Raw genomic sequence first — 6,513 nt, forward strand, 5'->3', positions numbered from 1 at the left:
AATTATGATAGCAGATAACGTTGGGAAGGGGTATTTATGCGACAGAACCTAGATAAAAAAGGTTACAGTATTTTTAAGTTAGCAATGGATGCGAAAGAAAAACCTAGAAGGAAAAATATACCAAAAGAAGCTACTAGAGGGTAGCGGCCCCGCATCGAAGTGCGAGGCCTCAGCCGCTATGCGGGGCAGGTCGTTGTTTCCTAGTCATGGACTAACCTTTCGGCAACGGGGTGCGGCAATTAAGCCCCTGTAACCACCCTTTTTATAGTATAGTCCAATTTTATTAAATTAGTTAATAAAATTTATTTTAATATTTTGTGATTACGTTAAAGTCCAACTATCAGATAGCACAGCTGCTTGCTCAAGTACCAATTCAACGGCTTTAGCTTGCTTATCAGGCGGGTATTTATATTTTCTAAGAATACGCTTAACTTCACGCCTAATCGTTGCTTTAACACTCTCTTTGTTGCGCCAATCGATTGTGACACTTTTTCTTAATTTTTCAGTGAGTTCAACTGCAATCTTTTTTAAAGTTTCATCTTTTAGCTCTCTAACTGAACTTTATGCGACAGAACCGTATTCTGGTGACTCTTAGCCCTGAGGGTAAGTAACTTTTTTATCGTATCTGGAATCTTCTATCTTGGGCGCGCCTGATGTTTTTACAATTGAATCCGAGTACTTTAAAAAGGATAACTCACAGTAAACAGGGCGCGCCATCTCTTCGCTAAGGCGCTTTATATCGCTTTTAAGGCACTTTAACGGCTAACCCTACCCATACACACCATTAAAGGTTTTTGTAGGCCTTTAAGGGTCTTACATGCTCCCCAACAAGCGATTGACTAATTGCGGGTATGTGGTTTGTTATAGCTGTTACAGAAAGCAAAGATTAAACGGTAAACCATTCCAAAATAAAGGGTTGGCTTATTGCAACAAGCAACAGTATTCTGGGGACTCTTTACCCTAGGGAGGAAGTAACTTTTTAAACTTCATAATAAAACGCTATGCGGGGAGTCGCTATTTTTGCGAAAGCTTGTTTTGGGCATCCCAGCCCAAGCAAGCGGCAAAAACTTAACGCGACCGCTAATGCCTTCGGCGCCCCAGACGTCCTGCGTACGTGCCACTTCGCCACTACCATCGTAAACTCGGTGCTGGCTTCGTAACACTCCCTCAAATGACTGGACGGCGTTTCGGAATGCCTTTTATTTTGTCTCCACCTACGCTAGCGCTACGATTCCGACAAAACAACGGCCCTACGCCTTCTGGGGACTACCAGCCCTCGCGTTCGCTCTCCATGGCTGGCAGCGTTAGTGTACAATCTAATATAGATTGTACTATACCTATAATCCTTTTATAATCAAAGATTAGGGTTACTGTCATGTACAACCTATGGATATTTATACGCAAACATTACATTTACAATTTAGGGTTTTATAGTTACCCCTCTTTGACCGCCCTTCTTGGGGCTTTTTTTATTGAACATCTACGGTCAGCGGATTTTCAGAAGTATCCAGTTCATGGAAAGCCACAGCTCTCAAGCGTTTATTCATCTCAGCTTAAAAACACACCATGTTCTGGGGCAACACGCGTATGACTTCATTTCAACTAATTATTAAACGTGAATGAAATCAATTTCTTGCTCAATTAGGATAAATTATCATGGCTGGGGAAACCATAGATTCCCTCGCTGAAAATCAGGGAAACGTAGCCTAAGCGAAGTGATGATTTTTAGTCCGCGATAGCCGTAGGGCCGTTATTTTGTCGGAGTCTGAGCGTTAGCGAAGGTGGAGACAAAATAAAAGGCCATCCGACACGGCGTCAAGTCATTTGGAGCCTATGTTCCGACCCCTTGTTGGGTCGGGACGAGGTGACGAGGACGAATCGGGGCCGCCGGAGGCATAAGTGGTCGCGTTAAGTTTTTGCTGCTTGCTTGGGCTGGGATGCCCAAAACAAGCTTTCGCAAAAATAGCGACTCCCCGAGCTTGGGTTTAATTACTGCAATCCCTTAAACTGTATAATATAACCAATCGCTTGTTCATCAGAGCAATTTGAGCAGACCTTTAATTTAGCAGACTCTCAGCCCTAGGGGAAAGTAACTTTTTTAGCGTATATCCGGTATATTTCATATTCCCTTATATAAAGAAAATACAGGGGTATCTGACTCTAAGGAATTGAGCTATCAGCTTTACATAAAGGCGGCATAAAATAAGTCCTCCTATTGTGCTTCACATTAAGACCCTTTAACACTTTTTTTTACAGCCATCTGGTTCGACCTGTTAGTTATTATACTCTCAGGCAACTCATTGATTATCTCGGAGTTAGTCATTTTAATTGTTCTATTACTAAGTGCTTCATCCGTTTTGTCATCAGTAAACTCAAACAACTCCAAAACCATATCTTTCAATGACCTATTGTCAGGATAGCCTAAGATTTCCGCACGTAGAGCCTCTTCTTCTGGCGTAAGCCACCATTGCTCCCCCCATGTGTATAGGCATCCCATATAAACGCCCACAAGTCTGTATAATCAAAATTATAAACACGAGGATAATCTAACCGACCTTTAGCAATAACGGGTAGAAATCTTCTATCCCACCTAGTACCTTTGGGTGGATATTCTCCCTCAACAGAAGTCATACACGATACATGCCTACGTATGATTGTAGGTTTTCTAGCGTACGTTAATCTTATTTCATCCACCTCTTTTGCCAAAAACCCTTTTAACTCGGGCAGCCCTTTCTTCTTCAACGCAGGGTCTAGGTCTGCAAGTTCAGGTATCCAGCACCTAAGAATATTAAGCATAGAATCTCGGTCTTTTGTATCTAGGCGAACAGAGTCTTTTATGTATTTATGAAGTTCCGCAGGGAGTAGGTATTTAATAAATGAAGTTTTATGGAGTCCTTGATCTCCACCTAGCACCAGCACACATTCATATTTGGGGATAGCATCTGGATGCTTACCTTCATGCTTTGCCATATCAGCGGCTGCACAGCATTGTATTAGCCATCTATACATGGCGACCTTAACCCATTCCTTATCTTCCACTGGCAAGTTATCTACAAGTTCATGGACTGGGTTATTTGTCTTGGTGCGTGTAATGCCTGTAAGCCAATCTCTAACGGGATTAATAACATTACTTTCAATGATAGATTCTAATTGTTCATCAACAATCGTCCTGCTAAGCTTGTAGTTCCTGCAAATAACTTTGGTGTACGCTACCAAGTCTTTCAATTCATTTCCTTCTACGCCGGGAACGCCTTTAATTGCAGGTGCGTTCAACATTTCATCATAACGGGCATCCACGCCAAAGCGTTTCATCAGCCCTTCAAGTTCTCCACGTTCTCCGGGGTGCAGCAGGGGTGTTTTTTTGTCCATTTCTCTATATCCTTTGCAGTGTTAATTTATTTATTAATCTAAGTTCTGTCGCTTTTCATACCTCCACATTTATTAGGATGGAATAGATAGGTGGTTTAACATCTACCTATTCCATTTTTAGAGTTTACTACGCAGGCTGTAGTTCACCTCCTGCCCAAATCTTCTTAAAGGCATAACTCGCAAGCTGCTCTTCAGTCAAGCCAACCTCGGGTTGTGTTGTTGGCTTCTCATGTGTTGGCTCCTCTGGGTAGTGATACCCCCGTGTTTGCGGGGGAAGGGGACAGATAAATAGGTTGTGTTGTATAAACAGTTTATCTGTCCCCTTTTTCAATGAATACGAGGGCTGTATCCCCTTGCCCTGTAATAAACTCATAACTGAATAAAATATTATCATTTGGCTAGTGGCATAAGTCCGGTCTTTAGGGACTATCTTTATTGTCCCTTCATATTAGTTCTGAAACTTTCGATGCCTTTTTTAGGCAGCCATCTTTGTTTGTTCTTTGTGGTTATGCCACCCCCCCGCCCGATTAAAGGCACTGATTTTCTTTGCTTTACGGCGTTTATTAATATCCTGCATTTGAATTAATGAGTCCTCAGTTATCTGGTAATTCCCGGCGAGGTTTTTGCCTACGCGCTTATGTTTCAGCCCGAATCTCTTTAAAAATTGTCCTAATGTACGTGTGTCTAACTTTCGATTAACAGCCTTGAAATTGCCTAGCCCGGCGGCGTGTACCTCTTGATAATTGGCTTGCAAAAAGTCAATAGCGGCTTTTATTTGTTCCGCATCATAACGCTGTAGTGATATTCCGGTTTCAATTAAATTGACCACCTCTACGGTCATTTTAATCGATCTTTCTGTTGCTTGCCTACGCCTCTCGGCCTTGATGTGGGCTTGTTTAGGGCGGTATCCACGTTTCCCTGTATTACGGTCAAGTTCACGGCTGATCGTTGGCGGTGACACGCCAAGAATTAGGGCTATGTCTTTTTGAAGGGTTTCTACTTTCAATAAGGCTGAAATCTGGTATCGTTGTCCTTCGGTCAGTTGCTTGTATTGATTCATATGCTTCCTCATCTTTGGTCGGATTGAAAAAGCCTGAACTATACATCAGCTGGCCCTCTCAGTCTCTTAAAAATAAATTGCACTTGTTAGTTGAATCTAAGACCTATATAAATCAATCGCTTATAGGCTGTAAAATTCATAAAAATGAGTGTATTTTCATTTTGGCGAAGGTATTGAAATATAAAATGGCTTTTTATGCGGGTTTTATTTCATGCGTCATGGCTGGGCTGAAGGATGCATTAAAGTAGATACTTAACGGTGACATAGCCTAAAAAAAGGATAGGGAATTAAACTTTATTCCGTAACTCATCGTTAATAATTAAGTGGTATTTTAGCGTTAAACCTATTCATAGATTAGGGTGATTGACTAATCAAAAAACGACTTATAATCGCCATTTATTCTAGTGATAAATCCAATTATTACGGCTCACTTAGAGTTAACCAATTTGTAACTACTCAGCGTGTTTTTTAACTTTAAAATCAAATGGATATATTTTAATTTAACCTGACTTTAGTCATTTTCACCTTTAAAAAGGGGTGAAAATTGGACTAAAATTCAGAGAGATACATTAATTATTATTTTAAATCAATCTGTTATGAGTTTAAATTACGCTGAGTAGTTACACCAATTTTTACTTCATCGATTTTTTATAGTTATGATCACTACAATTTTTGCTACAAAATCATCTACCAAAACCAGTATGGCAGTTTCTACTGCTATTTATTTAAAAAATAAAGGGGTGGATGTTTTACTTTGTGATTTAGATTCACAGAAATCTGCTGTTATTTGGATGGAATATAGAGACTCTGATCCAACATTGGTATCTGTTCCTACAGTAGAGAAATCTGGGTCAACAGTTTATTCATCGTTGAAAGAGTTATCTTCTAAATATGACCATTTAATTTGTGATTGTGGTGGAAAGAATGATGTTAGTGGGCGTTACGCTCTATTAGTTAGTGATGTGGTTATTATCCCTGTATTTCCTTCTAATATAAGTTTAATGACATTAAATCAGTCATTAAGGTCTATAGAGGAAGCAAAGGTTCAAAATGAAAAACTTAAAGCAATTATTGTTTTAACTGGGGTCAATTCCAACCCACGAATAAAAGATACTGATGAAGCAAGAGAGGCAATTACAGATCTAATTTCTAAATATGACTATGTATCTTTAGCTAGAGGGTTTATTACAACAAGAAAAATTTGGGCAGATATTAGCTGTACTGGACAAGGGGTAACAGAAACATCAAATGAGAAAGCAGTTTCTCAATTCATAGAGCTAATGAATGAGGTGTTAATTTAATGGCCATTGGTAAAATTTCAAGAACAATTGCTGGAGAAATCCCGGAAACTACTCAAGAATTTATTGCTAATTCGGAGAATTATATTCCACCTTCAGTGAACCCATTTGATTCTGGGTTGTTAAAGGATTTAACGTTAGATGAACTTGCGAGTAGGTATCATGATATAGATCACCAAAGCCAGTTATTCAAAGGTCAAATTTTACTTGAAGCTAGAAATAGGTTCCAGTCAAACATAGATTTTGGTAAATGGCTTTCCGTAAACTTTACGGAACTAAACAGCAGTAATACAGGTAAATTAATAAATCTAGCTAAATTTTTTAATGAAGGAAGATCGCTTGATGGTATCCCTGTATCTGCGGGATACCTTTTGGCCGCCCCTGGTAATAAAGACATAGCTCCAAAAATTTATGATGATATAAAAGAAAAAGATCTCAAACTAGAAGAAATTAAAGAAATTATCAATGGATATAAAAGCAACCTTAGTAAGACGGTTAAAACAAAGAAAAACAAAAATAACAGTAAGTTAGATAATGATGTTCTTGCTTTTGTCTCTAACCTTTTAGAAAAAACTTTCATAGGTAAGTCAGACGCGTTTATTACGGCGGTTCTTGAAGAAGCATTACGTATATTAAAAATTAGATAGAACGATATACCCAGAGAGTAAAAGGTGCGCTGAGCTTTAAAGGTGTCTGATATTCGCGTAGTGGATGGTATGACTCAATCAGTGAGAATAGGCGCGCCATGCTACCTCACAACATTCTGGGACTCCTGTCACCAACATT

The 6,513-nt window shown here is 39.4% G+C and carries 6 protein-coding genes and 1 pseudogene; 2 read left to right on the forward strand and 5 right to left on the reverse strand.

The annotated features are described in order from the left end of the window. Positions 1 to 321: 321 nt before the first annotated feature. The 5 genes and pseudogenes from CDZ78_RS16825 to CDZ78_RS16840 all read right to left on the reverse strand — a co-directional run. A pseudogene (locus CDZ78_RS16825) lies at positions 322 to 561 on the reverse strand (type I restriction enzyme endonuclease domain-containing protein); the annotation flags it as partial. Between the two features lie 425 nt (positions 562 to 986). Further along, entirely contained in the window at positions 987 to 1,163 is a 177-nt protein-coding gene (locus CDZ78_RS22270) for a hypothetical protein (RefSeq protein WP_167374366.1), read from the reverse strand. Between the two features lie 1,258 nt (positions 1,164 to 2,421). Further along, complete coding sequence (locus CDZ78_RS16830) at positions 2,422 to 3,369, reverse strand: VapE domain-containing protein (RefSeq protein ID WP_087871026.1); 948 nt, start codon at positions 3,367 to 3,369, stop codon at positions 2,422 to 2,424. Between the two features lie 127 nt (positions 3,370 to 3,496). Then, entirely contained in the window at positions 3,497 to 3,742 is a 246-nt protein-coding gene (locus tag CDZ78_RS16835; protein WP_140414147.1) for a hypothetical protein, read from the reverse strand. Between the two features lie 102 nt (positions 3,743 to 3,844). After that, positions 3,845 to 4,429 carry a helix-turn-helix domain-containing protein gene (locus CDZ78_RS16840; protein WP_167374367.1) on the reverse strand — a complete coding sequence of 195 codons (585 nt, stop codon included), beginning with the start codon at positions 4,427 to 4,429 and terminating at the stop codon, positions 3,845 to 3,847. Between the two features lie 656 nt (positions 4,430 to 5,085). On the opposite strand from CDZ78_RS16840, the gene CDZ78_RS16850 reads away from it, so the two are divergent. Both CDZ78_RS16850 and CDZ78_RS16855 read left to right on the forward strand, forming a co-directional pair. Beyond that, positions 5,086 to 5,730 (forward strand): AAA family ATPase, encoded by a 645-nt coding sequence (locus CDZ78_RS16850; protein WP_087871030.1) that lies wholly within the window; start codon positions 5,086 to 5,088, stop codon positions 5,728 to 5,730. After that, positions 5,730 to 6,374: a hypothetical protein gene (locus CDZ78_RS16855; protein WP_087871031.1), complete on the forward strand. Its 645-nt coding sequence runs from the start codon at positions 5,730 to 5,732 to the stop codon at positions 6,372 to 6,374. Before CDZ78_RS16850 ends, CDZ78_RS16855 begins: the two co-directional genes overlap by 1 nt. Positions 6,375 to 6,513 lie beyond the last annotated feature (139 nt).

The sequence above is a fragment of the Bathymodiolus platifrons methanotrophic gill symbiont genome, from assembly GCF_002189065.1.
Lineage (GTDB): Bacteria > Pseudomonadota > Gammaproteobacteria > Methylococcales > Methylomonadaceae > Methyloprofundus.

Bases quoted from the DNA above. Each gene is read 5' to 3' on its own strand.
- CDZ78_RS16830 (WP_087871026.1), bottom strand. From the start codon at position 3,369: ATGGACAAAAAAACACCCCTGCTGCACCCCGGAGAACGTGGAGAACTT.
- CDZ78_RS16835 (WP_140414147.1), bottom strand. From the start codon at position 3,742: ATGAGTTTATTACAGGGCAAGGGGATACAGCCCTCGTATTCATTGAAA.
- CDZ78_RS16840 (WP_167374367.1), bottom strand. From the start codon at position 4,429: ATGAATCAATACAAGCAACTGACCGAAGGACAACGATACCAGATTTCA.
- CDZ78_RS16850 (WP_087871030.1), top strand. From the start codon at position 5,086: ATGATCACTACAATTTTTGCTACAAAATCATCTACCAAAACCAGTATG.
- CDZ78_RS16855 (WP_087871031.1), top strand. From the start codon at position 5,730: ATGGCCATTGGTAAAATTTCAAGAACAATTGCTGGAGAAATCCCGGAA.